This is a genomic window from Actinoallomurus sp. NBC_01490 (assembly GCF_036227085.1).
Lineage (GTDB): Bacteria > Actinomycetota > Actinomycetes > Streptosporangiales > Streptosporangiaceae > Actinoallomurus > Actinoallomurus oryzae.
Genome location: NZ_CP109433.1, coordinates 6,224,872 through 6,250,009 on the forward strand (window position 1 = coordinate 6,224,872; position 25,138 = coordinate 6,250,009).

Below are 25,138 nucleotides of genomic sequence, written 5' to 3' on the forward strand. Positions count from 1 at the left end.
GCCGGCAACCGGCTCGCGCCGAGATCGGGGTACTCGACAGGTGGCTGACCTTGCCGACTGTGGACCTCGGTCCACCACCGTGGACGGATCTGAGGGGCGCGGCGGCTCGACGGCCGGACGGGCGGTACCTGCTCACCGCGACACTTCCAGCGCCACTCATGTTGGAAATGCTCTACGGCCACCAAGGTGACGGATGGCTTGCCGCGCCAACCTCCCGCCCTGCACCCGATGCGGCTGGGAACCGCAGCGCACACCGCGCCGACCCCGACAGCCTCACTCCCGTCGCACGCCTGCTTGGAACCGCCGGGGGGTGGCCGGGCAGGCGGCAGCCCCCGGCGGAGCGATAGCGGAGCCGGGTTGTGGGGCTGTTGGGTCAAGCCGCCTCGTGGAGGGTGACCTTCTTGCGGGACAGGCGTTCGAGTTCGCGGATCAGCCGGCGTTTGCGTCGTCGAGGCGCCAACCGATCGTGGTCGTCTTTCTTCTTCCCGGTGGTGATGACGAGCCGGGAGGCGATGTCGCGCTGCAACGTCGGCCGACATGATCCTTGAGCCCGGAATGTCCTTCGCCTTCGAACCAAGCTGCGGAATCGGCGACCACATGGTCACTCACCATCGGCGGGACGGTTCTCGTCGGCCCAGGGCTCCCGAAGCTCCGGCGAGGGGCAAGGTAGGGATCGTCGCGGTCAGCCGGTGGGCAACTCGACGCGAGCGGTCGGGGCGCCAGGCTCGAGTTGGGGGCGCGGGCGGCGGCCAGGCCCTCGTGGGTGTCCTCGACGATGAGCTCGCGGATGAACTCCGCCAGGGCGGCGAAGACGTGGAAGACCAACCGGCCGCCGGGAGTGGTGGTGTCCAGGGCCTCGTGCAGGGACCGGAACCCGATGCCGCGCTTGCGCAGCCCGGCGACGATCGCGATCAGGTCCTGCAGCGCGCGACCGAGCCGGTCCAGCGACGGCACGACGAGGGTGTCGCCGGCGCGCAGATAGTCCAACGCTTTCCACAGCTGTTCGCGTTCGACGTTCTTGCCGGACTTCTTATCCGCGAAGATCCGGATACAGCCCGCTTCGGTCAGGGCGTGCGTCTGAGGGTCCAGGCGCTGCCCGCCGGTGGAGACCCGGGCGTATCCGATCAGCGCGCCCATCGATGCGGCCGGTTCGGCGGCAAGGGGGTTCTCGCCGAGCGAGCCCTCCAGCAGCGGGCCCTCGGGAAGCGCAGCGCTGGTCACCACGATCTCCCGCCCGGGCGTAGCAGGGTGACGGTCGCGGCCGGCGGCGCACCGGGTGACAGGTCACCGGGCCGGGCCATCGCCATGGTGGCCATCCACCGGCCGATGCAGCCCTGGCAGAACCGGCGAGCCTCCCGGCCCGTCCAGTCCGGCGGATCCAGTGCCTCCTCCATGATCTCGACGTCGCGAGGCGCGGAAGGACGGTCCGGAGTTCGGTGGGGCGAGGTGTTGTAAATCGAACGATTCTCAACACTCGGCCGGGCGTGCGGCACCGGCGAGCGCCCCGTCGGGGGTTGCTTGTCCCATCCGGCGAGGACGGCCTGCAGCCGTTGAGGTCATGCCACTCCCCAAGCTCAACCGCTTCTCGGTTTCTTATTGGAAACTTGGTTGTGGGCTATTCCGCGGTCTTTCCGTCACTCTGCAAGGGTGGCGGGTTTCCCGGGGAGCTCAGGGCCGCCAGTATTCGCGGTCCCGGCAAGAAGGACGGCGAGCACCCTGTCCCGCTGCGCGGCGCCAGTGTGGAGGTCCAGACAGTTCTGCGTCATCCCCGCCGCGGCGGCGGCGAGGAATGGTACGTCCGTCCACGACAGGTCCGGGCGCACGGCGCCGACCCGCTGCGCCCGTTCGGTCGCCCGGCGGATGAGATCGCGCAACCGTTCGCGCGCCTTGTCGGCCTCGGGGCTTCCGCCCTGCGCGGCTAGTACGTCCGACAGCCCCTTGTTCTCCACCTGGGACAATGTGAACGCCCGCAGCAACTCGGCGAAACCCCGGCCCGGATCGGGATCCTCGAGCGCGGCCCGTGCCTTGTCCTCGAGTTCGCCGATGACTTCCAGCAAGATCGTCTCGAGCAACGCCTGCCGCGACGGGAAGCGCCGGTAGAACGTGCCTGGTCCAACACCGGCCCGCTTGACGATCTCGTTGGTCGACACCTCGAGCCCGACTTCCGCGACGGCCTTCCGCGCCGCCGCGACCAGTGCCGCCTCGCTTCGCCGGGCGTCCGCTCGCAGCTTTCCCATGCGCTCGATGCTAGACGGAGAGGGGCTCTCCGTCTAGCATCGAGCGCATGGGAAGACGAGTCTGGCTGATCACTGGCGCGTCCGGCGGCCTCGGTACGGCGCTGGCGCGAGCGGCCTCGGCAGCCGGGGACGAAGTGGTCACCATCAGCCGGAAATCCGTAGACATCACCGATCCTGCGCAGGTTCGGCGGGCCGTCGCCGAGGCCGTCGCCACCTTCGGCCGGATCGACGTCGTGGTGAACAACGCCGGCTATGCGGCACCCGGCGCCTTCGAGGAACTGTCCGACTCGGAGATACGCGAACAGTTCGAGGTCAACTTCTTCGCTGCAGCCGACATCCTGCGTGCGACGCTGCCGTATCTGCGGGCCGCGCGCTCGGGCCACATCGTGCAGATCAGCTCGCTCGCCGGCCAGATCGGTACCCCCGGCATGAGCGCGTACACGGCGAGCAAACACGCGCTCGAGGGGTTGTCGGTGTCACTCGCCGAGGAACTGGCCCCGTTCGGCGTCCGTGTCAGCATCGTCGAACCGGGCTCCATTAGCACAGGCTTTCGCCGGAGCTGGGCCGAACGCGAGCGCCCCGGGACGATCGCCGATTACGACGACCTCGCCGTCCGGCTGGACCGCATCGGGCGCGACGCTCGCCGGGCGACCGAGCCAGAGGAAGCGGCGGCCGCGATCATCGCGCTGACCGACCTGCCGGAACCACCATTGCGGCTCGTCATCGGCAGTGACGCCGCGGCCGGGATCCGCGCCGCTCGTACCCGCCAGCTAGCAGACTTGGAGACCCGATGGATCGCCTGACCGGAAAGACCGCGTTGATCACAGGCGGCAGCGAGGGAATCGGCCTTGCCATCGCCACGGCGTTCGCTCGGGAAGGGGCAAACCTCGTGCTCCTCGCCCGCGACAAACGGAAGCTCGACGCCCTGACTTTGACGAACACGCGCACCGTTGCCGTCGACCTCAACGACGAGGATGCACTCGTCGCCGCCGTCGAATCCTTGGATGTCGACGTGCTCGTGAACAACGTCGGTCTCTCACACATGCCGCCGCTGGCCGAACTCACCAAGCCCCAATTCGATGCGATGGTGCACCTCAACCTGCGCGTGCCGGTCCTGCTGACCCAGCTGCTGTGCGAGCGGCTGACCGCGATCGTGAACATCTCCAGCTACTGGGCGGACAAGATGGTCGCGGGCCGCCCGTCCTCGGTCTATTCGGCCACCCGCGGCGCGCTCAACTCGCTCACCAAGGCGCTGGCCAACGAGCTCGGCCCGCGTGTCCGGGTCAACGCCATCGCACCCGGCTCAATCCACACTCCGACGTTCGAACGCATGTACCTGGGACAGATGACCGCGGACCAGCGCGCGGATTACGAGCACTACGTCCACAACGCGTATCCGGCACAGCGGATCGGCGAACCCGGGGACGTGGCCGAAGCCGCCGTTTATCTCGCCTCGGACGACGCCCGCTGGGTGACCGGCACAGTGCTGCAGGTCGACGGTGGATTGACGGTGAGATAGTACGCCGTAGAAGATCTTGTCGCTGGCGCCGTTCCAGTTCTCCACGACCTGCAGGCCGCTGTTGATCTCCCGGCGGAGGGCTTCGCCGGCGAGGTGGTCGCAGGCGAAGATCGTGCGCACCACGCGGCCGAGTTCTTCCACGGCCAGGTAGACAGGCTGTTCGGGGCCGTCCTTGGTGAAGCGGCGCAGGACCTGCTCGGCCTCGGCGGTGCCCAGCCGCAGCGCGGTGGCGTACTTGATCATCTGGTCATGGTGGTTGGCGATCAGCTCCCAGTTGATCGGCGGTTTCTTGATGATGCGCTCCAGCTTCGACCAGGCGGCCGGTCCCGCCTCGGGTGAGTAAAGCCGGATCGAGCCGATGTTCTTCAGCCTGGGCAGCAGCTTGAAGCCCAGCAGCTCGGTGAAGGCGAACCCGACCACGGACGCGCCGTGGGTGTCGGTGCAGACCCTCGATCATCGCCGCGACCTCGGTGGAGGAACACGACTTGAGCTGGGAGTAGATGCAGGCCCGGCCCTTGTCGACGGGCCAGTAGATCATGACGCCGTAGTTGCCGTAGCGGGCGCGGAACTCCGTCATCAGGTTCGACTCCCACGAGCCGAACCTTTTGGAGTCCGACGCCGTGGTGGTCGCCTGGCCCCACCATTCGACCTGGCGGACGGCCAGGGGCTCGTTGACGACCCGGGCGATCGCGGCCCGCAGGTTCTCCCGGGTGATGCGGCTGGCCCGCACCCGGCGCAGCGCGCCCTCGTGCTCGCCGTGCTCGCCGTGCTCGCCGGTGGCGGCCATCTGCCGGATGCCCATGTTCGTACCGAGGGCGAAAAGGCACAGCAGCAGCCGCCGACGCAACGTTGCCTTGTCCAGGGCCTCACGGGTGGCGACCGAGGTGAACTCGTCGATGGAGCCGGTCAAGAATGCGGTGTCCTTGAGGATGTCGAGCAGGTCGATGGTGCCCCACCGTCGTTGGGACCTCGGCCTTGAGCGCGGCCAGGTTCTTCGGCTCGGGCGGCTTCTCCAGCTTCGGCACGCTCACCACGGCTGCCCCTTGCGGGTGATGACCCGCACTCCACCGGCCGTGTCCTTCGCCAAGGCGTCGTTCAGCCGGTCCAGCCCCGAGCTCATCCGGTTCTTCAGGTCGGCGATGAACGCCGCGGCGTCGACCGGCTTGGCCAGCGCCGCGTAGTGGACGTCGCGGTTGTCCTCGAAGTCTCCCGGAAGATCTTCATCCGGGTCCCGCCACCGGCCTGCGCCCTCGACGTAGATCTCCCGGCGGCGTAGCGCCTCCCGCAGTCGGACTTCAGCTCCGCCAGCAGCCCGGGTTTGCCCAGCAGGTCCTCAAGGCGGCCGCACGCCACCGGGCCGAGCCGGGCGGCCACGCCGGCGGCGAAGGCCTCCTCGAACCGGTGCGCCGCTGAGGCGACCACCCGCTCCAGCTGCCCGTCGGTCGGCGACTCGACGTGCTCGCTGCGGCACCGCTGCGGCACCGCTGCGGCACCGCTTCGGTCAGCCGGCCCCGGTCGGTCTCTACCGGGCACACCTCATCGGCCAGCCACTGCGCCCAGCGTTCCTCATCGGCCTCGGTCGGCGGCCGCGTCCCGTACGCCTTGCGGATCTGCACCCGGTGATACCGGAGCTTCGGGAGTCCTGGGCCTCGTCGGCGAGGACGAGCCGGCCGAGCTCAACCCGCTGACCGCAGAACTGCTGCGGGTCGCATAGTGCCTTGTCAGGAGTGTCGCTCCAGCTCGTCTTCATCCAGCGTGCGCGCCGCGGCATCGGCTCTCTCGCAAGCCGGCGGCCGCCCCGCTCGGATGCGGCACGGCGGCCGCGCGCCGCATGTCAGCGCGGCGGCGCCACCAGGCCCGCCTCGTAGGCGATGATCACCAGGTATACGCGGTCGCGGGCGTGCAGCTTGGTGAACAGGCGACCCACGTGTGCCTTGGCGGTGGCCACGCTCACCACCAGCTCGGCGGCGATCTCGGCGTTGGACATGCCGCGCCCGACCAGGGTGAGCACCTGCCGCTCGCGGTCGGTGACGCCCGTCAGCCGGCGCCGTGGCGGCGCGGGCTCGGGACGGCCGGCGAACTCCTCGATCAGCCGCCGCGTGACGCCCGGCGCGATCAGCGCGTCGCCGGCGGCGACCACCCGGATCGCCGCGAGGATGTCCTCCAGCGCCATGTCCTTGACCAAGAACCCGCTCGCGCCGGCGCGCAGCGCACCGTAGACGTACTCATCGTCGTCGAACGTCGTCAGGATGAGCACGCGCGGCGGATCCGCGCCCGCGGTGATGCGGCGGGTGGCTTCGATACCGTCCATGCCGGGCATGCGGATGTCCATCACCACCACGTCCGGAGCGGCCGTGTCCGCGACGTCCACCGCCTCGGCGCCCGTGCCCGCCTCGCCCACGATGACCAGGTCGGGATGGTCGGCGACGAGGACGCGCAGGCCGGCGCGAACGAGCGGCTGGTCGTCGGCGAGCAGCACCCGGACGCTCACCCGGCCACCGCCGGCACCGGCAGCTCCGCCGCCACCCGGAACCCGCCTTCAGGCAGTGGCCCCGCGCTGAAGCCGCCCCGCAGCAGACCGGCCCGCTCACGCATCCCCGCGATGCCGAATCCCGCGCCCGGCACCGCCGCGCCCGGCCCGTCGTCGGTGACCTCGATGGCCAGCTCGTCGTCGCGGTAGTCCAGGCACACGCGGCACTCGTCCGTGCCCGCGTGGCGGATCACGTTCGTGACCGCCTCCTGCACGATGCGGAACGCCGACAACTCGATGTCGGCGGGCAGCGGACGCTCCCGGCCCAGCCGCCGCACCCGGACCCGGACGCCCGCGTCGAGCGACCGCGCGACCAGGCCGTCCAGGTCCGCCAGGGACGGTGACGGGCCCAGCGGCGCGGCCTGCGGCTCGGCGCCACGCAGCGCGCCGAGCATCCGCCGCAGCCCGGCCAGCGTCTCCCGGCTCGTGTCCTCGATGGCGTTCAGCGCGTTGCGGGCCTCGACCGGCTGGGTCTCGATGACCCGCCCGCCCACGCCGGCCTGGATGGCGATCACCCCGATGCTGTGCGCGACCATGTCGTGCAGCTCACGGGCGATGCGCAGCCGTTCGGCCTGGACCGCCTGGACCGCGGCCTGCGCGCGCCGGGCCTCGGTGTGGTCCCGGCGCTGCCGGATCGAACGGCCGACCTGCCAGGCGAGCAGGAGCCCCAGGACCAGCACGGCGGCGGTGTTGAGCTGCGTCGGCCGCCCGGCCCCGGGCGGCCGCCACGGGGTGTAGTAGACCGCGCACACCAGTTGCAGGAGCAGGGCCAGACCGAGCGCGGGCCCGGCGGTGCGGCGGGGATGGTAGGCCGCGATGACCCCCACCGCGAGGTCGAGCATCACCAGCTGGAGGTCCCGGATGTCCCACAGGTACGGGCCCTCCCCCGGATGGAAGGCCACGGCCACGGCCAACGGCGGCAGGATCATCAGCGTCAGGCCCGTCAGCGGGCGGCGCCACAGCAGCCCGGCCGGCAGGACCATCACGAGCACGGGCAGCAGGTACGCCGCCGCGGGCAGGGGAATGCCGGGATCGCGCGGGCCGACCGCCACCATGGCGAGCAGGGCGAGGGGGAACAGACCGGCCCCGGACCACGCCAGGACGGTCCGCGCCCGCGGCGAGAGCCGCCGCAGCAGCGGAGGGCGAGGAGCGCTGGACATGCGGCGATCGTAACCAGCCGGTCCCGGCCCAGGCATCGGCCCGCGGGCGTACGCCCACGGGCTACCCGCGGCGCCGCCGATGCGGCCACCGGGCCGATGCCGCGGGCACCGCCGCACCGGCACCGTGGGCCCCGTGATCCGCAACGAACCGCCCACACCGCACCACCGATCCGGCCGGCCCGGGACCGCCCCCGCACGGCCGGACGCCGCCCAGACCCGCACCGAACCCGCACCGGCGGACGCCTCGCATCCCACCGAGCGTCCCCGCCCGGCCGCCGGGCGCGGCGGTGAGCGGTGAGCGCCCGTACGGCGCTCGCCGCCGTCGTGGTCGCGGTGGCGCCGGCGGCGTGCGCGCTGCTGGCCGTGCCCGCCCAGGTGCGCGCGGCGACGCCGGTCGGCGTGGCGGCCTGGCGGGCCGACCCCCGGCACCTGCCGGACCCGGTGTCCACCGCGCCCGCCGCCGTGCACCGGTTCCTGTCCGCCGCCGGTCCCGCCGAGCAGCGTGCGCTGGCCGCCCGGTACCCCGGCGTACTGGGGAACCTGGACGGCGCGCCCGCACCGCTGCGGTACGCCGCGAACCGGCAGGCGATGCGCGCGGCCGGTGCGCCCTACGAGGGACGCCAGGGCCGGTTCCTGCTGTTCGACCCGCGCGGTGACGGGCGGGTCGCGCAGGTGTTCGGCGACCTGAGGTCCGCGGACCGGATCGCGGTGCTGGTGCCCGGCTCCGGCGTCCGCGGCGCGAACTTCTGGCGTGGCGTGGGCGGGAACCCGCTCCACTCGCTCGCGGCGCAGGCGGCCGGCCTGTACCGGGCGGCCGGCGCCGGCCGCCGGCTCGCGGTCATCGCCTGGCTCGGCTACGACACCCCGCGGGGCGTCCAGGCCGCCGAGGCGCGCGAGGACCTCGCCCGGGCGGGCGCCGCCGCCCTGGACCGTCTCGTCGCCGGGCTCGTCGCCGACCGCCCGGACGCGACGATCGCGCTGCTGGGGCACAGCTACGGGTCGGTGGTGATCGGGCTGGCCGCGCCCCGCCTGCCCCGGCAGGTGACCGACATCGCGGTGTTCGGCAGCCCGGGGATGGGCGTGGCCGACGCGGCGCGGCTTCACACCCGCGCGCGGATCTGGGCCGGGCGCTCGCGCCGGGACTGGATCCGCTGGGCGCCGGGCGTGCGGATCCTCGGGCTGGGCCACGGGGCCCGGCCCACCGGCCCGTCCTTCGGGGCCCGGGTGTTCCCGACCGCGGACGTGACCGGGCACGACGACTACCTGACGCCCGGTACCGACTCACTCGCCGCGCTGGCGCGCATCGCGGCCGGCGGGCGGCGGCCGTGAAGGCGGCCGAGCGGGCGCCGCGGTGGCGTCGGTCTCGCGCGATGCCACCCGGGCCGGGCCGAATCCGCCGGCCGCGGCGCCCGGCCGGAGACGGGAGCGGCGTTCCCCGTCCGCGACGGCCGGCGACGGGATGGTCGGCGCGGATCGAGGCGGCGACACCGGCCGGCCGGGACCGTACGGTCGACGCGGCCCGGGCGGTGGCGATGGCCGGGGTCGTGCTCGGGCACTGGCTGGTCTCGGCGCTGGTGAGCGACCCGTACCGGCCGGCGGCGCTGCGCGGCGCGAGCCCGCTGGCGTACACGCCGGGCCTGTCGCCGCTCACCTGGCCGCTGCAGACACTCGGCCTGTTCTTCTTCGCCGGGGGGTTCGCGGCGGCGCGCGGCCTGCCCGCCGCGGGCGGGCTGCGCCGGCTGGGCATGCGGGTCGCCCGGCTGACCCGGCCGGTGGCGGTGCTCCTGGCGGTCTGGCTGCCGGCCCTGCCGCTGCTGTCCGCCGCGGGCGGCACCCGTCAGGCGGTCTGGTCGCTGGTGTCGCACCCCCTGTGGTTCCTGCTGGTGTATCTGATGCTGACGGCCGCGGCGCCGCTGCTGCGCGCGGCGGTCCTGCGCTGGGGTGCCTGGGCGGCGCTGCCGCCGGCCGGGATCGTCGCCCTCGCCGATGGGTTCCACCCGCCGTACCGGCTCGGCCTGGTGACCGTGCCGGTGGCGTGGGCCGCGCCGTACGTGCTGGGCATCGCGCTGGCCGAGGGCCGGCTGCGCCGCCGGGCCGGCGCCGTGCTGGTGCCGCTCGGCGTGGCCGGCGGTGCCGTGCTCCTACTCTGGGCCGGCTACCCGGCCAGCGCGGTCGGCGTCCCCGGCGCCGGCCGGTCCAACCTCGACCCGCCCTCGCTGTTCACGCTGGCCCTGGCCGCCGCGCAGATCGGGGTGTTCCTGCTGGTACGGCCGTGGCTGGCCCGGCTGTTGCGCCGCCCGGCCCGCTGGGCGCCGGTCGCCGTGCTCAACCTCGGCGCGATGACCGTCTACTGCTGGCACCAGACGGCGCTGCTGCTCGTGACGTTCGCCGCGCTGCCGTTCGGGCGCCCGCCCGGCCTGCTCGACGCACCGGCCGGTGACTGGCCGTTGCACCGGCTGGCCTGGCTGCCCGCGTTCGCGCTCGTCCTGGCCGGACTGTGCGCGGTGTTCCACCGCGCCGGCCATCCCCGCAGTCGCCCCGCCCGGCCGGGGACCGCCACGCGGGGCGTCATGGGGCGGTCACGGCCGGGTCGGTGCGCAGATCGCCGTGTTCGGCGCGGACCATCGCGCTGACCGCCTCATCCTTGGTCCACACCCCGCGCCGCCACGACAGGACCCAGCCCTCGCCGGGGATGGCCATGGCCACCTGCGGGCAGCGATCGCTGCTGATCCACTCTTCACTGATCCTCAGGGCCATCCTTCCAGCCTACGTCGGTGGCCGCCGCGGGCCGTTCGTCCGCGATTACGGGGCGGTGTTTCGGCCCGCCGGAACCCGGGGGCGCCCCTGGTGCGGCGTCGCCGGGACGCCCGGGGACCGGTCTCAGTCCGACGCGGTGGCCGCTGCGCGTTTCTGGTTGACGTAGACGCGGGCCACGATGGTCAAGAGGGCGGCCATGGGCGCCCAGACGCCTGCCAGCCACCACGGGTTCTCGGCGTGGTCGCCGAGCAGGAGCAGGCAGAACAGCGTGCCGATCAGCAGCCCGGCGGCCAGCCCCCCGGTGGCGACCATCCCCGGGGTCGGGGCCGCGCGCAGGCGGCACAGCCGCCACACGCACGCGGCCGTCAGCAGCAGACCGGCCGGGATGACGATCAGCGCGAGGACGAGGACCCGGGCGCGCATGTCGGCCGGGGCGTCCAGTGTCTTCTGGGACACGTCCCCGGAGGCGATCTCGGTCAGCAGACCGCGCCAGATGGTGCCGGTGACCCGGTCGCCCTCGCCGATGCCGTACAGCAGGGGGCCGCCGGAGGAGTAGGACGTCCTCCACCGGGCCCCGTCCGGCCCGGTCAGCAGCACCCGGAAGGAGTCGTTCCTGCCGCGGGACAGGTGGACGCCGGACACGGTGAACTCCTGCGTCCAGCGGCACTCGGCGGGCGCGGACGGAGCCGCCGGGCAGCGCCCGGCCGCCTGATAGGCGCGCAGGTCGCGGACGCCGTCCGGTGCCGTCGTCACGACGATGAGGGTGACGACCGACACCGAGGCGACGGAGCACAACAACAGCAGGACGGTCGTGACGGCGGCGCGCAGCTTCCCCCCACCGGACGTGCTAGGCATGTCCGCATTGTCCCATTCGGAGGATCATCGTGGTGACCTCGCACGGCCGCCGCCGCGCCGCCCCGCGCGCCCCCCGCAGGGGTCGCGACAACCAGAATCAAGATTCTGAGAAACCGTACGCCTCCGGATGTCGAGAACGCGGCACCGGCTCCGTCCCAGGGATGACAGCGGCCCCCACGGGCCGCCACCACCGAGGAGGACCACCGTGAAGTACCTGATCCTGAAGCACTACCGGGGCGGCCCGGCCCGCACCGTCGACTACGGGTCGATGGACCAGTGGACGCCGGAGGAGATCGACGCGCACGTGCAGTACATGCGCGACTTCGCGGCCCGCCTGGAGGAGACGGGCGAGTTCGTCGACACCCAGGCACTGGCGCCCGAGGGCACGTTCGTGCGCTACGACGGCGAGGGGCGCCCACCGGTCACCGACGGCCCGTTCGCCGAGACGAAAGACCTCATCGCGGGCTGGATGGTCATCGACGTGGAGTCCTGGGACCGCGCGGTCCAGCTGGCCGGAGAGCTGTCCGCCGCCCCCGGGCCCGGCGGCGAGCCGATCCACGAGTGGCTCGAGCTCCGGCCGTTCCTCACCGGGTCGCCTACATTGACCCAGTGAACGAAGCGCTGCTGCGGGAGCTGGTGCCCGCGGTGATCGGTGTCCTCGTCCGCCGCGGAGCCGACTTCGCGTCGGCCGAGGACGCCGTGCAGGAGGCCCTGATCCGGGCGCTGGCGACCTGGCCGGACGATCCGCCGCGCGATCCGAAGGCATGGCTCGTCGCGGTCGCCTGGCACCGGTTCCTCGACGCCGCCCGCGCCGAGGCGTCACGCCGGGGACGGGAGCTCGCCGTGGACGCCGAGCCTCCCGCCGGTCCCACGCCCGCCGCGGACGACACGCTGCGGCTGTACTTCCTGTGCGCGCACCCCACCCTGCCGCCGGGCTCGGCCGTCGCCCTGACACTGCGCGCGGTCGGCGGCCTGACCACCCGGCAGATCGCGGCGGCCTACCTGGTGCCCGAGGCGACCATGGCGCAGCGGATCAGCCGGGCCAAGCGGCGGATCGCGGGGCTGCCGTTCGACCGGCCCGGCGATCTGGGCACGGTGCTGCGCGTGCTCTACCTCGTCTTCAACGAGGGGTACGGCGGAGACGTCGACCTGGCGGCCGAGGCGATCCGCCTCACCCGCCAGCTCACCGCCCTGACCGGCGAGCCCGAGGTCGCCGGGCTGCTCGCGCTCATGCTGTTGCACCATGCGCGCCGCGCCACCCGCACCGGCCCGGGAGGCCGTCTCATACCGCTCGGCGAGCAGGACCGCTCCCGCTGGGACACCGCCCTGATCGCCGAAGGGGTGAGCATCCTGCAGGCCGCGCTGGCCCGCGACCGGCTGGGCGAATACCAGGCACAGGCCGCGATCGCCGCCCTGCACGCCGACGCCCCGAGCACTGGTGAGACGGACTGGGTGCAGATCGTGGAGTGGTACGACGAACTGCTGGCAATCACCGGCAGCCCGGTGGTGCGGCTCAACCGCGCCGTGGCGGTCGGGGAGGCCGACGGGCCGCAGGCGGGCCTGGCGGCGCTGGCCGAGGTGGACCCCGGCCTGCCCCGCTACGCCGCGGTAACGGCGTACCTGCACGAACGCGCCGGTGACCTCCCGCGCGCCGCCGAGCTGTACGCCGAGGCCGCCCGCGCCGCCACCAGCTTGCCCGAGCACAACCACCTCACCCGCGAGGCCGCACGGGTGCGGCAACGGCCGCGCCCCTGAGCCCCCGCCGTACCGGTGCCCGCGCACGAACCCGCGACGCGGCGGATCTGCACCAAGCCGGCCGCCCTGCGTCGGCGCCCGCCGATCGCCCGGCACTACCATTCCCTGACCGAACACAGGCAAGGGGCGGGGTGTGGAACGGGCCTTCCAGGTTGATCTTCGGGGCGTGGTTGATCTGCTCAGCCGCCACCTCTACACCAGTCCTCAGGTGTACCTGCGCGAACTCCTGCAGAACGCGGCCGACGCGATCACCGCTCGCCGCCAGGCCGAACCGGACGCACCGGCCGTGGTGACGATCGACCCGCCCGAGGCGACCGGGGACGGGACGCTGCGGGTACGCGACAGCGGCATCGGCCTGACCGAGCGCGAGGTGCACGAACTGCTCGCCACGATCGGCCGCAGCTCCAAACGGGACGAACTGGGGCTGGCGCGGCACGAGTTCCTCGGCCAGTTCGGCATCGGCCTGCTGTCGTGCTTCCTGGTGGCCGACGAGGTACACGTGCTGACCCGGTCCGCCCGCGGCGGCCCGACCGTGGAATGGACCGGCCTGTCCGACGGCCGGTACCGCGTGGCGCCCGCCGCCCGGGAGCGGCCAGAACCCGGCACCACGGTGACGCTGCGGCCACGGCATGGCACCGAGCAGTGGCTGAGCGGCGCGATGGCCGGCGACCTGGCGGTACGGTACGCCGACGCGCTGCCGGTGGAGATCTCCATCGCCGGCCGGCGGGTGAACTCCGGGACCCTGCCCTGGCAGCGCGGGCACCCCTCCCCCGCCGCACGCGCCGCGGCGCTGCGCGAGTACGCCGAACGCGTCTTCGGGTTCGCGCCGTTCGACGTGATCGACCTGGCCGTCCCCGAGGCCGGGCTGACCGGCCTGGCGTTCGTGCTGCCCATGGCCGCCAACCCGGCCGCCCGAGCGGGCCACCGGGTGTACCTGCGCCGCATGCTGCTGTCCGACAGCGTGGACACGCTGCTGCCCGAATGGGCGTTCTTCCTCCGATGCGTCGTCGACACCACCGAGCTGCGCCCGACCGCCGGCCGCGAGGCGCTGTATGAGGACGACCTGCTCGCCGACACCCGCGAGGCGCTGGGCGCCCAGGTACGCGACTGGCTGGTCCGGCTCGCCGCCACCGCGCCGGACCGGCTCCAGCGGTTCCTGTCCGTCCACCACCTGGGCGTCAAGGCGCTGGCGCTGCACGACGCGGAGATGCTGCGGGTGGTGGACCGCTGGTGGCCGATGGAGACCGCGGCGGGGCCCATGACACTCGCGGAGTTCCGCCGGCGGCACCCCGTGGTGCGCTACACCGCGACGGCCGATGAGTTCCGTGAGCTGGCCGCGGTCGCCGCCGCCCAGAACCTCGGCCTGGTCAACGGCGGATACGCCTACGACATCGAGATCATGCGGCGGCTGCCGGTGCTGGACCCGGCGATCAGCGTACGGCGCCTGGAACCCGCCGAGCTGACCACCTGCTTCGAGCCGCCGGACCCGGACCTGGAGACTCGCCTGCGGCCGTTCCTGCGGCTCGCCGCCGACACCCTCCACGCGCTCGGCTGCGCCGTGGTGCCCCGCTCCTTCGACCCGCCGACGCTGCCGGCGCTGTACATGCTGAGCCGGGAGGCGGCCCAGGCGCAGGAGATGCGGTCGGCGCGGTCGGCGGCGAACGACCTGTGGGCCGGTGTCCTCGGTGCGGTGGACTCCACCGCCGAGACCGACCGGCCCCAGCTGATCCTCAACCTGCGCAACCCCGTGGTACGGCGCGTCGCCGAGGCGCCCGACCCGTCGCTGGCCGCCCTCGGCGTCCAGGCCCTGTACGGTCAGGCGCTGCTGTCGGGCCACCATCCGCTGCGGCCGCAGGACAGCGCGCTGCTCAACCATTCGTTCCTCGGCCTGCTCGACTGGGCGATGGCCGCCGGAGGTACCCGATGAGCCGGACCGAGGCCGAACTGGCCGCCATGCTCGACCAGGCCCGGCAGATGCACTACGGCGAGGCGCAGACCGCGCTGATGGAAGACGTGGTGCGGCACGCCGACGCCGGCGGCCTGCACCGGCTGGCCTTCGCCGCGCGCCGCGACCTGGCCAACGCCTACAGCGTCGGCCGGCAGTGGGACAAGGCGTTCCCGCTGTTCTCCCGGTGCCTGAGCGAGTACGACGCCCGCCCGGGCGAGTTCGGGCCCGAGGCGGACTACGCGCTGCGCAACTGGTACGCCCACATCGCCCAGTCGATGGCGGAGTTCCCCGAGATCAGCCTGGCCCAGATCTACGGCGCCTTCGAGGACATGGAACGCCGCTTCCGCGCCGGCGGCCACAGCCTGCGCAAGGTCCACGACGCGCGCCGCTGGGTCGCCCAGCTCGCCCGCGACTGGCCCGAGGAGGAACGCTGCTACCGGGCGTGGAAGGCCGCCGGCGGCCCGCACCCGGACTCGGTCTGGGACTTCGAGGCCGAGATCGAACGCCTCGTCCTGCGCGGCGACGACGCCTCCCTCGAACGGGCGCTGGCCATGGCCGGGCCGGTGCTGGCCGGGCAGATCACCTTCACCGAACCGCCCGCGCCCATCCAGTGCCTGATGCTGGTGCCGCTGGCCCGCGCCGGCCGCTTCGAGGAGGCCGCCCAGGCCTTCCACCGGGCCCGCCGCGCGATGTACCAGGACGTCTACCGGTTCGAGTACGGCGGCATGAAAGTGGAGTTCTGCGCGCTGACCGGCAACGAGGAGACCGGGCTGTCGGCGCTGCGCGAACACCTCGGCGGCTACCCCACGCTCAACCGCCCCAACGGCAAGATGGAGTTCGCCACCGCCGGGGCCGTGCTCCTGCGGCGGCTCGTCGAGGCGGGCCGGGGCGATGAGACCGTCCGCGGTGCCGGCACCGACCTCACCTGGACCGTGGCGCAGCTGCACCAGGAGATGGACACCACCGCGCGCGAGCTGGCCGCCCGCTTCGACCGGCGCAACGGCACGACCAACCAGGGCGACCGGATCCGCGCCCGCCTGGCCGCCCCGCCGATCGCCGACTTCCTGCCGCTGACACCGACCGCCCGCAAGGCCCCCCGCCCGGTGCCGATCCCGCCCGGAACACCCCCCGAGTCGCTGCTGGACCAGGCCGAATGGCACGAACAGCGAGACGAGCACACCCAGGCCGCCCGATGCCTGGACGCCGCCGGCACACCGCCGCCGCACCTCGCCGCACGGCACGCCGAGCTCACCGCGCTGATCGCCGGAGGCGACGACGCCGAAGCCCGGTTCCGGTGGGCCGCCGAAGCCCACCGCCAGGCCGGGGACCACCTGCGCCACCTCGTCTGCCAGTGCCGGCTGGGCCACTGGCTGAGCCGTCACGGCCAGGTCAAGAAGGGACTGAAGACGGTCGCGCGGGCCGTCGGCGAACTCCACCGCACCGGCGACCACCAGATGATCGCCTACGGTGAGCTCCTGCACGCCCGCGCACTGGTGCAGGCCCGCGACGACAACGCGGCCTACAGCGCGCTGGCCCGCGGCGCCCAGCACGCCCGGATCGCCGCGAACCCGGTCCTCATCGGCGCGCTCGCCCTGACCGAGGCACACTGGCGCGAGATCGACGCGGCCCCGCCCGCGCAGGTGATGGCTTTGGCCGACGTCGCACGCGGCGCCTACACCGCCGCCGGCGCACCCGGCCGGCTCGTCGCGGCCCATGAGGTGACGCGCAAGGCCCACGAGCGGGCCGGCACACCGGGAGTCTTCACCGCCTGGGTCGAAACAGAACTCGCCGCGCTCCCGCCGACGGCGCCCGCGCAGCTCCGCGGCTACCTGCGTTACCGGCGCGGCCTCGCGCTCATGGCCGCCGGGCGGCCGGCCGACGCGCTGGAGGACCTCATCGACGCGGTCGGCGAGGCGCGCTCACGCGACGACGACACCGCCGAACAGGGATATCAGCTCGCGGTGGCCTACCGCGCCGCCGGCCGCGTCGAGGACGCGGTGCAGGCGGCCGACGACGTCGCCGCGTGGCTGGACCGGCTGCGCGAACTCGGCCGGCTGGAGCGCCCCCAGATCGCCGACGACAACCGCCTCCTGCTCGCCGAGGGCTACCGCATGCTCGGCGACCACTCCCTCGCCAAGGAGGAGTACGACAAACTCGCCCAGAACGCTCGCGCGCAGGACGACCCGCGCCTGCTCGTCAACGCGCTGATCCCGACGGCCCAGATCTACGACCTGCTGGACCAGGACGCCGAGGCGGCACAGGCCTACCGGGCGGCCGGCGACGCCGCGGCCCGGCTCGGCGACCGGCACCTGACCGCCCTGTGCCGCGCGGCCGAGGCGCTGTCCCTGCACTGGGCCGGCGAGGGACAGCGGGCACTGGCCGCCCTCGCCCAGGCGGAGGAGGCCACCCGCGCGCTGCCCGCCGAACCCGCCGCCCAGCTCACCCTCGGCTGGGCGCTCACCTTCCGCAGCGCCGCCCACATCCTGGCCGGCGCCGGCCGGACACCGCAGGCCCTGGACCGGGCGGCGCGCGCCGCGACGGCGTTCCGGCGGCTCGGCCGGACCGCCGACGCGGCGGAGATGGATCTCCTGCACGGCGGCATGCTGCTCGACGCCGACCGCCCCGACCTCGCCGAACCGATCCTGCGCGCGGCGCTGAACGCCGCCCCGGCCGGGACCGCCCTGCACCTCTCGGCGTCCCAGGCGCTCGCCCTCACCCTCGAACGGCTGGGCCGGACCGCCGAGGCCCGGCAGGTCGCCGCACCCCCGGACTGAAACATCGCGCGGCCGGTCAGTACACGTCGCGGACGTAGCGTTTCCCGGCGGACAGCCGCCTGAGGTACGCCGCGGCGGCCTCCGGGCTCAGACCGCCGTGGGTGACGGCGATGTCGCACAACGCCCGGTCGACGTCCTTGGCCATCCGGGAGGCGTCGCCGCAGACGTACAGGTGGGCGCCGTCCTGAAGCCAGGACCACAGGCGGTGGCCCTGCTCGCGCATCCGGTCCTGGACATAGATCCGGGCGCGCTGGTCGCGGGAGAAGGCCGTGTCGAGCCGGTCGAGGTGGCCCTCATCACGCAGCGCGGTCAGCTCCTCCTCGTAGTAGAAGTCACCCGCGCGGTGCTGCTCGCCGAAGAAGAGCCAGTTCGGGGCGCGGTGCCCGCGGGCGCGCCGCTCGTACAGGAAGCCGATGAACGGCGCGATCCCGGTGCCCGCGCCGACCATCACCATCGGGGTGCCCGGGTCGGCCGGCGGCCGGAAGTGCGGGGAACGCCGGACACGGACCGGCACCGGCGAGCCGGGATCGGCGCCGGCGAGGAAGGCCGAGCAGACGCCCGTACGGGCGCGGCCGTGCGGGCTGTCATAGCGGACGACCGAGACCGTCAGCGCGACCTCGTGCGGCTGGGTGAGGGGACTGGAGGAGATCGAGTAAAGGCGCGGGCGCAGGCCGCCCAGGACCTGCGCCCATTCCTGGGCGGTGGCGCGGACGGGATACTCGGCGATCACGTCGACGGCCTGGCGGCCCCACGACCACTGCGCGAGCTGCCCCTCGTTGTCCGGGCGCAGCAGCCGCCTGAGCGTCCGGTCGCCGGTGCGCTCGGCGATGAAACGCAGCAGGCCCGCGGTGATCCCGGTGATGTCCAGGTGCCGGTGCAGGGCCTCACCGAGCGGGACCGGGCCGATGCGGTCCAGCTCCACGGCGGCGCCGGCGTCCAGGCCGGTGACGGCCAGCCACTCGGCCACCAGGTCGGGACGGTTGACCGGGCGCACCTCGAGCGCGTCGCCGGCCTGGTAGGTGAGCGGGACGTCACCGCCGCGCAGGTCGAAGGTGAACCGCCGCACCTCCTTACCCGATCCCGGGCCGCTGAGCAGCCGGTTGCCGGTGAGCCGGGCCGTGGTCACCCCCGATCCGCCGTCGGCCGTCCGGGCGGCGGGCCGTAGGGCGGGTGCGGGCGGCGGAGCGGCGGCCTGCGGCGAGGCCGTCAGGGCGGACAGGACCCGGTCGAGCCAGGCCTGGGCGGAGGCTTCGTAGTCGGGTTCGCAGTCGGTGCGCGGGGCCAGCCGCGCGGCGCCCAGTTCCTCCAGGCGCCGGTCGAGCCGGCGGCCGTGACCGCAGAAGTCCTCATAGGAGGAGTCCCCGAAGGCCAGAACGGCGTAGCGGGCCCCCTCCAAGCGCGGGAGGTCCTCGGCGGCCAGCGCCCGCCAGAAACCCGAGCCGTTGTCGGGCGCGTCCCCGTCACCGAACGTGCTGCTGATCAGCAGCACGTCGGCGGCCGGCAGCGTACGCGGCTCGGCCTCGTCCATGCACAGCAGGGTGACCCGGTGCCCGGCCGCGGTGAGACGCTCGGCCGTCGTGGCGGCGAACCCCTCGGCGTTGCCCGTCTGGGACGCCCACAGCACGGCGATCTCCCGGCCGGTGTCCCCGGCGCCCGCCGGCCGCGGAACCCGCGAGCGCAGACCGGCCAGGACACCGTTCACCCACAGGGCGTGCTCCGGGCTGAACGGCGCCGTCGCCGGCAGGACGGGGACACCCGGCGCCCCCGAGTCCAGACCCTCCAGGAAACCGGCCAGGTAACGGCGCTCGGGCTCGGTCAGAACGGGCCGGGACACCTCCGGCAACCCGAAGACGGCCGCGGCCGAGGCAGCCTCCGCCGAGGCCGGCCCCGCCGCCACGAGCGTCCTGGCGTCACCGTGGGCCGGGCCCGCGGGCGGGGCGGCGACCTTGGCCAGCGACACCGCGCACACCTTGAACTCCGGCTGCAGGGACAGGGGGTCGACCGCGTCGCTGGTCACGGCGTTGATGCTCAGGTACTCCCCGAACAGGTCGTTCCAGTGGAACGGCGCGAAGCAGCACCCGGGCCGCACGCGTTCGGTCACCACCGCCGGCAGCACGGCCCGGCCACGCCGGGAGGCGACCTCCACCTGGTCGCCCTCGCCGATGCCCAGCTCCCGCGCGTCCCGCGGATGCACCTCCACGAACGGGGCCGGATCCAGCTTGTTGAGCCGGGCGACCCTGCCGGTCTTGGTGAGGGTGTGCCACTGGTGCTGCACCCGCCCGGTGCCCAGGACGAACGGGAAGGCCTCGTCGGGCATCTCGGCCGCGGGCATGTGCGGGCGGGCGAAGAACACCGCCCGGCCGCCGGCGGTCGGGAACACCGGCCCGTCACCGTCGCGGTCCAGGTACCGGATCGGGTTGCGGTCGGGGCCGGCGGGGTCCGGGGCGGGCCACTGGACCGGGCCGGCGCGCAGCCGCCGGTAGGTCACCCCGCGCAGGTCATAGCCGGTCGCGGGGTTCCAGGCCCGTTTGATCTCCTCGAAGATCTCCTCGGGGCCGGAGTAGGAGAAGGCGTCCTGGTACCCCATCGCGCAGGCGACCCGCGCGATGATCTGCCAGTCCGGCAGCGCCTCACCGGGCGGGTCGGCGGCCCGCTGCGCCAAGGTGAGGTTCCGCTCGCTGTTGACCAGCACACCCTCGGCCTCGGTCCACAGGGCGGCGGGCAGCACCACGTCGGCGTAGGCGTTGGTCTCGGTGTCGGCGAAGGCGTCCTGGGTCACCACGAACTCGGCCGCCTCCAGCCCGTCGATGACGGTCCTGCGGTTCGCGACCGAGGCGACCGGGTTGGTGCAGATGATCCAGCAGGCCTTGATGTCCCCGCCGGCCATGCGCCGGAACATCTCCACGGTGCCCTGCCCGGCGCCGTCCTCGCGGATGGTGCCCGGCGCCAGCCCCCACAGCCGTTCGGTGAACGCGCGGTCCTCCTCCACCAGCACCGAACGCTGCCCGGGCAGGCCGGGACCCATGTAGCCCATCTCCCGGCCGCCCATGGCGTTGGGCTGGCCGGTCAGGGAGAACGGCCCGCTGCCCGGCCGGCAGATCGCGCCGGTGGCCAGGTGCAGGTTGATCAGGGCGTTGGTGTTCCAGGTGCCGTGGGTGCTCTGGTTCAACCCCATCGTCCAGCAGCTCATCCACGCGCCGGCGGTGCCGATCCACTCGGCCGCGGTGCGGATGTCGCTCTCGGGAATGCCGGTGATCTCGGCGACGGTGGCCGGCGGATAGCCGGCCAGCAGCTCGGGCATCGCCTCCCAGCCCTCGGTACGGTCGGCGATGAAGGCGGTGTCGATGTGCCCGCCCTCGACCAGCAGGTGCAGCAGGCCGTTGAGCAACGCCAGGTCCGTTCCCGGTCTGATCTGCAGGAACAGGTCCGCCTTGTCGGCGGTCGCGGTACGCCGCGGGTCGACCACGATCAGCCTGGCGCCCGCCTTCACCCGCTCCATCAGCCGCAGGAACAACACCGGGTGACAGTCGGCCATGTTGGAGCCGATGACGAGGAAGACGTCGGCCTCATCGAAGTCCTGGTAGGACCCGGGCGGCCCGTCGGCGCCCAGCGATAGCTTGTAGCCGGTGCCCGCGCTGGCCATGCACAGCCGCGAGTTCGACTCGATCTGGTTCGTGCCGATGAAACCCTTGGCGAGCTTGTTGGCCAGGTACTGCGCCTCCAGGCTCAGCTGCCCCGACACGTACAGCGCGACCGCGTCCGGGCCGTGCCGGTCGATCACGGCCCGCAGCCGCCCGGCCGTCGCGGTGATCGCCGCGTCCACCGCGGCCGGAACGGGCTCGGCGCCGCGCTCGGGGCGCACCAGTGCGGTGGTGAGCCTGCCGGGCGCGGCCAGCATGTCCGCGGTCGTGGCGCCCTTGGTGCACAGGCGCCCGGAGTTGGCCGGATGGGACCTGTCACCGGACGCCTTGACCACCGTGCGGCGGCCGTCGGCGCCCGTCGCGACGTCCAGCACCAGGCCGCAGCCGACCCCGCAGTACGAGCAGACCGTCCGCACCTTCGTCGTGGCCTGCGGGTCCCTCCCGGTCAACGATCGGCCCCCTCGTCTCGTCCGACAGCGCGCCGAACGTACGAAACGCCGGTTAACCTCATGTGACGCCGGATGCCGCGAGCCGTTACATCCCGCACACACCCGACGCGCGGCCGATGTGAGAACCGCTGATGACCAGGCGTCCGATGCCCTGAAGGCGGGACCGGTCAGCGGGGATCGAAGGCCTGCCGGTAACGGGCCGAGTTCATTGAGCGTGCCTCGTCCGCCGTCACCGAGCCGCCTCTGCCGGGAGGCGCTCGCCCTGAGGTCCTGGCGGCGCTTCGGGTGCGTCGAGGTCCGCTCGGGTCTCGTGCCGGCGCTGCCTGAGCGCGGCGGTCACGAACGAGGCGACCAGCGGGCGGCGATCCCGTTCGTTCCAGGCGAGTACGAGGCGGCTGGGCGGCGCGTCGGTCACCGGGACGCAGACCACGCCGTCCGGGACCGGTTCGGCCAGCGAGCGGGGCAGTACCCCGATCATCCGGCCCACCCTGATCATGTGGAGCAACTGGACCGCGTCGGCGACCTCGGGTCCGGTGCCGTCGCCCCCGGGGACTCCCTTCCAGCGCGGCAGCGTCTCGCCCTCCAGATCCGACATGCGCGCCGACGCGTGCGCGGCCAGCCGGTGCCCGGACGGGACGATGACCACACGGTCCTCGACGTGCAGCGTCTCGTGGTCCAGGCCGTCGAGATCGTCGAACGGCGCGTAGAGCAGGCCGACGTCGGCACGGCCGTCGCGCAGGAAGTCCGAACGGTCGGCGGGGCCGCTGAACAGGATGTCGACCCGGCGGGCGTCGGGCTGGTGGGCGTACTCGGCCAAGATTCCCGACAGCAGGCCGGCGTCGCCGCCGGGCTTGAGCACGAGCCGCAAGTGGTCCTCGGCGTCGGCGGCGCGCCGGGCGTTCCGGACCGCGGCGCTGACCGCGTTGAGCGCGTGCCGCCCGTGTTCCTGCAACGCCTTTCCGGCCGGGGTGAGCTCGACGTGCCGGCTCGAACGGACGAACAGCGGGACGCCGAGCCGGGCCTCGATCCGCCGGATCGCCTTCGACAGCGCCGGCTGGGCGATCGAGAGCCGGACGGCGGCCCGGCCGAAGTGCAGCTCCTCGGCGACCGCGATGAAGTACTCCAGCTCACGAGTCTCCAGTTCAACCATGCCTGTAGGTTATCGCCGAAGATCGAACCGATCTTGGACACCGGCGGCGTACGCGGCCGAGAATCGCAGCATGATCAACCACACGATGATCGTTTCCTTCGACCAGCCGCTGCCCGACACCGAGCTCGACCAATATCTCGCGGACATCGAACGGGTGATGCTCGACACCGGTTCGGTGCAGTCGGTCCGGACCGGACGCCACATCCCCATCCCCGGGGAGGAGGCCATCCCGGCGCTGATCGCGACCGCGATCGTGCAGGTCACCGTCGCCGACATCGACGCGCTGGCGAAGGGGTTCAGCGCGCCCGGCGTGCACGAGGTCATCGACCGCTGGCAGTCGCGGTACCCGTACAAGGTCGCCTGGGCCAACCACGAGCCGCTGGCATGAACGAAATATCGCGAAAGGTGGGGCTGGTCACCGGCGCCGGCAGCGGGATCGGCCGCGCGACGGCACTGGAGTTCGCCCGACAAGGCGCCGCGGTCGCCGTGCTCGACATCGACGAGAGCACGGCGGCCGAGACCACCGAGCTGATCAGGAAAGACGGCGGGGAAGCGCTGACCGTCACGGTCGACATCGCCGACGAACGCTCCGTGCAGGCCGCCGTCGAGGGCACGGTCACCGCGTACGGCGGCCTGGACTTCGCCGTGAACAACGCCGGCCTGGCCTCGCACCACCGGCGACTCGACCAGATGACTCTGGAGGAGTTCGAGCGCGTCGTCCGCGTCAACCTGGCCGGGACCTTCCTGTGCATGAAATACGAGCTGACCGCCCTGCGACGGCGAGGCGGCGGCGCGATCGTCAACATCGCCTCCAACGGAGGCCTGTACGCGATCCCGACCGCCCCCGCCTACGTGGCCGCCAAGCATGGCGTCGTCGGGCTCACCAAGGTCGCCGCGGTCGACCACGCACCGGACGGCGTCCGGGTCAACGCCGTCTGCCCCGGCCCGACCCTCACTCCCGGGTTCGAGGAGGTGGCGGCCGGCACCGACATGATCGCGCGGCAGACGGCCATCACACCGCTCGGCCGGCTCGCCGCCCCGGAGGAGGCCGCCGCGGCGGCGGTCTGGCTCTGCTCGGACGCCGCCTCCTACATCACCGGAATCGCGATGTCGGTCGACGGCGGGCGGCGGGCATGAGGGTCATCGCGATCGAGGAGCACATGGCGACCGAGGAGTTCCTGCGCGTCGCGCACGGCCTGGACGTCGTGCCGGGCGACGAGACCGAGATGGACCTGATGCGCACCGTGGAAGGTTCTCCTGCGTTTCACGCCCGGCTCGTCGATCTCGATGCCCGGCTGCGGGAGATGGACGCACTCGGGCAGGACATGGCGGTGCTCAGCCTCAACCCGCCCGGCGTCCAGCCCTATCCGGCGGCCGACGCGGTGCCGCTGGCCCGGGAGTTCAACGACGCGCTGGCCGCGATCGTAGAGCGGCGCCCCGGCCGGTTCGGCGGGCTGGCCACGGTACCGCCGCAGGACCCGGCCGCCGCCGCGGCCGAGATCGAGCGGGCCATGGGCCCGCTCGGGCTCAACGGCATCATGATCTGCTCCCACACCGGCGGGCGGTACCTGGACGAGCCGCGGTTCGCGCCGCTGCTGGAGGCGGCCGAGACACACCGGGCACCGATCTACCTGCACCCGCGAGCGCCGAGCATGCTCGCCGCCTACCGCGACTACGGGCTGCCCGGAGCCATCTGGGGTTTCCAGGCCGAGGCCGGGCTGCACGCCATGCGGCTCATCCTCAGCGGCACGCTGGACCGCCACCCCGGGCTGACCATCGTGCTCGGGCACCTCGGCGAAGGCATCCCGTACTGGCTGCGGCGGATCGACAACCGGCACGCGTTCGCGACGCGCACGGCCGGGGCGGCCACGCCGATACCGCGGCTGTCGCTCACGCCGAGCGAGTACTTCCGGCGCAACTTCGTGATCACCACGAGCGGCATCGACGACCCGGACGTGCTCGGGCTGGCCCTGCGCGCGGTCGGCGAGGACAACATCATGTTCGCGATCGATTTCCCGTACGAGGACCCGGCGGCCGCCATGGCCTTCCTGCGGGACACGCCGCTGACCGATGATCAGCGGACGGCGATCGGCCACCGCACGGCCGAGCGCGTGTTCGGTATCGCCTAGACCGGGCCCGTATCGCGATCACCTCACCGGTGATCTCGGTACGGGCCTTCGCGCATTGCCAAGACGGGCCATCGGCCAAATAGGCAGGTGACATCGCCTGTCGGGCCAGAAGCCGGGATGCCGTGGGGTGTGCGGATCGCACCTCTCCCCCCAGTTTCACTTTATAGCAGATCAGCACGCCTCATGAGCTGCGAAAAAGTGCTTCATACTTGCCGCCGTTGCGAACCGAATCGA

The 25,138-nt window shown here is 73.1% G+C and carries 22 protein-coding genes and 1 pseudogene; 12 read left to right on the forward strand and 11 right to left on the reverse strand.

Annotated elements, in window-relative coordinates; all coding sequences use genetic code 11:
- Positions 1-429 precede the first annotated feature (429 nt).
- From OG417_RS29045 to OG417_RS29055, 3 genes are all read right to left on the reverse strand, one after another.
- Positions 430-1,221, reverse strand: coding sequence for a recombinase family protein (locus tag OG417_RS29045; protein ID WP_329235081.1), 792 nt, complete (start codon positions 1,219-1,221; stop codon positions 430-432).
- Positions 1,218-1,394, reverse strand: coding sequence for a hypothetical protein (locus OG417_RS29050; RefSeq protein WP_329235084.1), 177 nt, complete (start codon positions 1,392-1,394; stop codon positions 1,218-1,220). The genes OG417_RS29045 and OG417_RS29050 overlap by 4 nt, the downstream gene beginning before the upstream one ends.
- Before the next feature lie 240 nt (positions 1,395-1,634).
- Positions 1,635-2,237, reverse strand: coding sequence for a TetR/AcrR family transcriptional regulator (locus OG417_RS29055; RefSeq protein ID WP_329235087.1), 603 nt, complete (start codon positions 2,235-2,237; stop codon positions 1,635-1,637).
- 47 nt (positions 2,238-2,284) lie between these two features.
- On the opposite strand from OG417_RS29055, the gene OG417_RS29060 reads away from it, so the two are divergent.
- The gene (locus OG417_RS29060) at positions 2,285-3,040 is read left to right on the forward strand and encodes an SDR family NAD(P)-dependent oxidoreductase (protein WP_329235090.1); all 756 of its coding nucleotides are present in this window, start codon (positions 2,285-2,287) and stop codon (positions 3,038-3,040) included.
- Positions 3,028-3,756, forward strand: coding sequence for an SDR family NAD(P)-dependent oxidoreductase (locus tag OG417_RS29065; RefSeq protein ID WP_329235093.1), 729 nt, complete (start codon positions 3,028-3,030; stop codon positions 3,754-3,756). The genes OG417_RS29060 and OG417_RS29065 overlap by 13 nt, the downstream gene beginning before the upstream one ends.
- A gap of 57 nt (positions 3,757-3,813) precedes the next feature.
- On the opposite strand, the pseudogene OG417_RS29070 reads toward OG417_RS29065, so the two are convergent.
- The 4 genes and pseudogenes from OG417_RS29070 to OG417_RS29085 form a co-directional block, all read right to left on the reverse strand.
- A pseudogene (locus OG417_RS29070) lies at positions 3,814-4,666 on the reverse strand (Tn3 family transposase); the annotation flags it as partial.
- A 218-nt stretch (positions 4,667-4,884) separates the two neighbouring features.
- A complete protein-coding gene (locus OG417_RS29075; protein WP_329235098.1) occupies positions 4,885-5,238 on the reverse strand; it encodes a hypothetical protein in 354 nt (117 codons plus the stop codon).
- 352 nt (positions 5,239-5,590) lie between these two features.
- The gene (locus tag OG417_RS29080; protein ID WP_329235101.1) at positions 5,591-6,247 is read right to left on the reverse strand and encodes a response regulator transcription factor; all 657 of its coding nucleotides are present in this window, start codon (positions 6,245-6,247) and stop codon (positions 5,591-5,593) included.
- Entirely contained in the window at positions 6,244-7,446 is a 1,203-nt protein-coding gene (locus OG417_RS29085) for a sensor histidine kinase (protein ID WP_329235104.1), read from the reverse strand. Before OG417_RS29085 ends, OG417_RS29080 begins: the two co-directional genes overlap by 4 nt.
- Before the next feature lie 133 nt (positions 7,447-7,579).
- Here OG417_RS29085 and OG417_RS29090 point away from each other — a divergent pair, with 133 nt between their 5' ends.
- Genes OG417_RS29090 through OG417_RS29100 form a run of 3 tightly spaced genes read left to right on the forward strand, consistent with a single transcriptional unit; the run spans position 7,580 to position 10,079 of the window.
- Positions 7,580-7,744, forward strand: a complete 165-nt coding sequence (locus OG417_RS29090; protein ID WP_329235107.1) for a hypothetical protein — start codon at positions 7,580-7,582, stop codon at positions 7,742-7,744.
- Entirely contained in the window at positions 7,741-8,775 is a 1,035-nt protein-coding gene (locus OG417_RS29095) for an alpha/beta hydrolase (RefSeq protein ID WP_329235109.1), read from the forward strand. Before OG417_RS29090 ends, OG417_RS29095 begins: the two co-directional genes overlap by 4 nt.
- 41 nt (positions 8,776-8,816) lie before the next feature.
- The gene (locus OG417_RS29100) at positions 8,817-10,079 is read left to right on the forward strand and encodes an acyltransferase family protein (protein ID WP_329235112.1); all 1,263 of its coding nucleotides are present in this window, start codon (positions 8,817-8,819) and stop codon (positions 10,077-10,079) included.
- Here the strand turns inward: OG417_RS29100 and OG417_RS29105 are convergent.
- Positions 10,015-10,203, reverse strand: coding sequence for a hypothetical protein (locus OG417_RS29105; RefSeq protein WP_329235115.1), 189 nt, complete (start codon positions 10,201-10,203; stop codon positions 10,015-10,017). The genes OG417_RS29100 and OG417_RS29105 overlap by 65 nt on opposite strands.
- A gap of 123 nt (positions 10,204-10,326) precedes the next feature.
- Complete coding sequence (locus tag OG417_RS29110; RefSeq protein ID WP_329235118.1) at positions 10,327-11,058, reverse strand: hypothetical protein; 732 nt, start codon at positions 11,056-11,058, stop codon at positions 10,327-10,329.
- Positions 11,059-11,263: 205 nt separating this feature from the next.
- Here OG417_RS29110 and OG417_RS29115 point away from each other — a divergent pair, with 205 nt between their 5' ends.
- The 4 genes from OG417_RS29115 to OG417_RS29130 all read left to right on the forward strand — a co-directional run bounded on the left by OG417_RS29115 (position 11,264) and on the right by OG417_RS29130 (position 17,535).
- On the forward strand, positions 11,264-11,671 hold the full coding sequence (locus OG417_RS29115) for a YciI family protein (protein ID WP_329235121.1): 408 nt from the start codon (positions 11,264-11,266) through the stop codon (positions 11,669-11,671).
- Positions 11,668-12,813 carry an RNA polymerase sigma factor gene (locus OG417_RS29120; protein ID WP_329235124.1) on the forward strand — a complete coding sequence of 382 codons (1,146 nt, stop codon included), beginning with the start codon at positions 11,668-11,670 and terminating at the stop codon, positions 12,811-12,813. Before OG417_RS29115 ends, OG417_RS29120 begins: the two co-directional genes overlap by 4 nt.
- Before the next feature lie 133 nt (positions 12,814-12,946).
- A complete protein-coding gene (locus OG417_RS29125; RefSeq protein WP_329235127.1) occupies positions 12,947-14,740 on the forward strand; it encodes an HSP90 family protein in 1,794 nt (597 codons plus the stop codon).
- Positions 14,737-17,535: a hypothetical protein gene (locus OG417_RS29130; RefSeq protein WP_329235131.1), complete on the forward strand. Its 2,799-nt coding sequence runs from the start codon at positions 14,737-14,739 to the stop codon at positions 17,533-17,535. The genes OG417_RS29125 and OG417_RS29130 overlap by 4 nt, the downstream gene beginning before the upstream one ends.
- Before the next feature lie 16 nt (positions 17,536-17,551).
- On the opposite strand, the gene OG417_RS29135 is transcribed toward OG417_RS29130, so the two are convergent.
- Together OG417_RS29135 and OG417_RS29140 are read right to left on the reverse strand one after the other, a co-directional pair.
- Positions 17,552-21,625, reverse strand: a complete 4,074-nt coding sequence (locus tag OG417_RS29135) for a bifunctional nitrate reductase/sulfite reductase flavoprotein subunit alpha (protein ID WP_329235134.1) — start codon at positions 21,623-21,625, stop codon at positions 17,552-17,554.
- A 229-nt stretch (positions 21,626-21,854) separates the two neighbouring features.
- Complete coding sequence (locus tag OG417_RS29140; protein ID WP_329235137.1) at positions 21,855-22,775, reverse strand: LysR family transcriptional regulator; 921 nt, start codon at positions 22,773-22,775, stop codon at positions 21,855-21,857.
- Positions 22,776-22,845: 70 nt separating this feature from the next.
- Here OG417_RS29140 and OG417_RS29145 point away from each other — a divergent pair, with 70 nt between their 5' ends.
- From OG417_RS29145 to OG417_RS29155, 3 genes are read left to right on the forward strand one after another with little or no spacing between them, the layout of a single operon-like run.
- A complete protein-coding gene (locus OG417_RS29145) occupies positions 22,846-23,163 on the forward strand; it encodes a hypothetical protein (RefSeq protein ID WP_329235140.1) in 318 nt (105 codons plus the stop codon).
- Entirely contained in the window at positions 23,160-23,912 is a 753-nt protein-coding gene (locus OG417_RS29150; RefSeq protein ID WP_329235142.1) for an SDR family NAD(P)-dependent oxidoreductase, read from the forward strand. Before OG417_RS29145 ends, OG417_RS29150 begins: the two co-directional genes overlap by 4 nt.
- Positions 23,909-24,904, forward strand: coding sequence for an amidohydrolase family protein (locus OG417_RS29155; protein ID WP_329235145.1), 996 nt, complete (start codon positions 23,909-23,911; stop codon positions 24,902-24,904). Before OG417_RS29150 ends, OG417_RS29155 begins: the two co-directional genes overlap by 4 nt.
- The last annotated feature ends 234 nt before the right edge of the window (positions 24,905-25,138 follow it).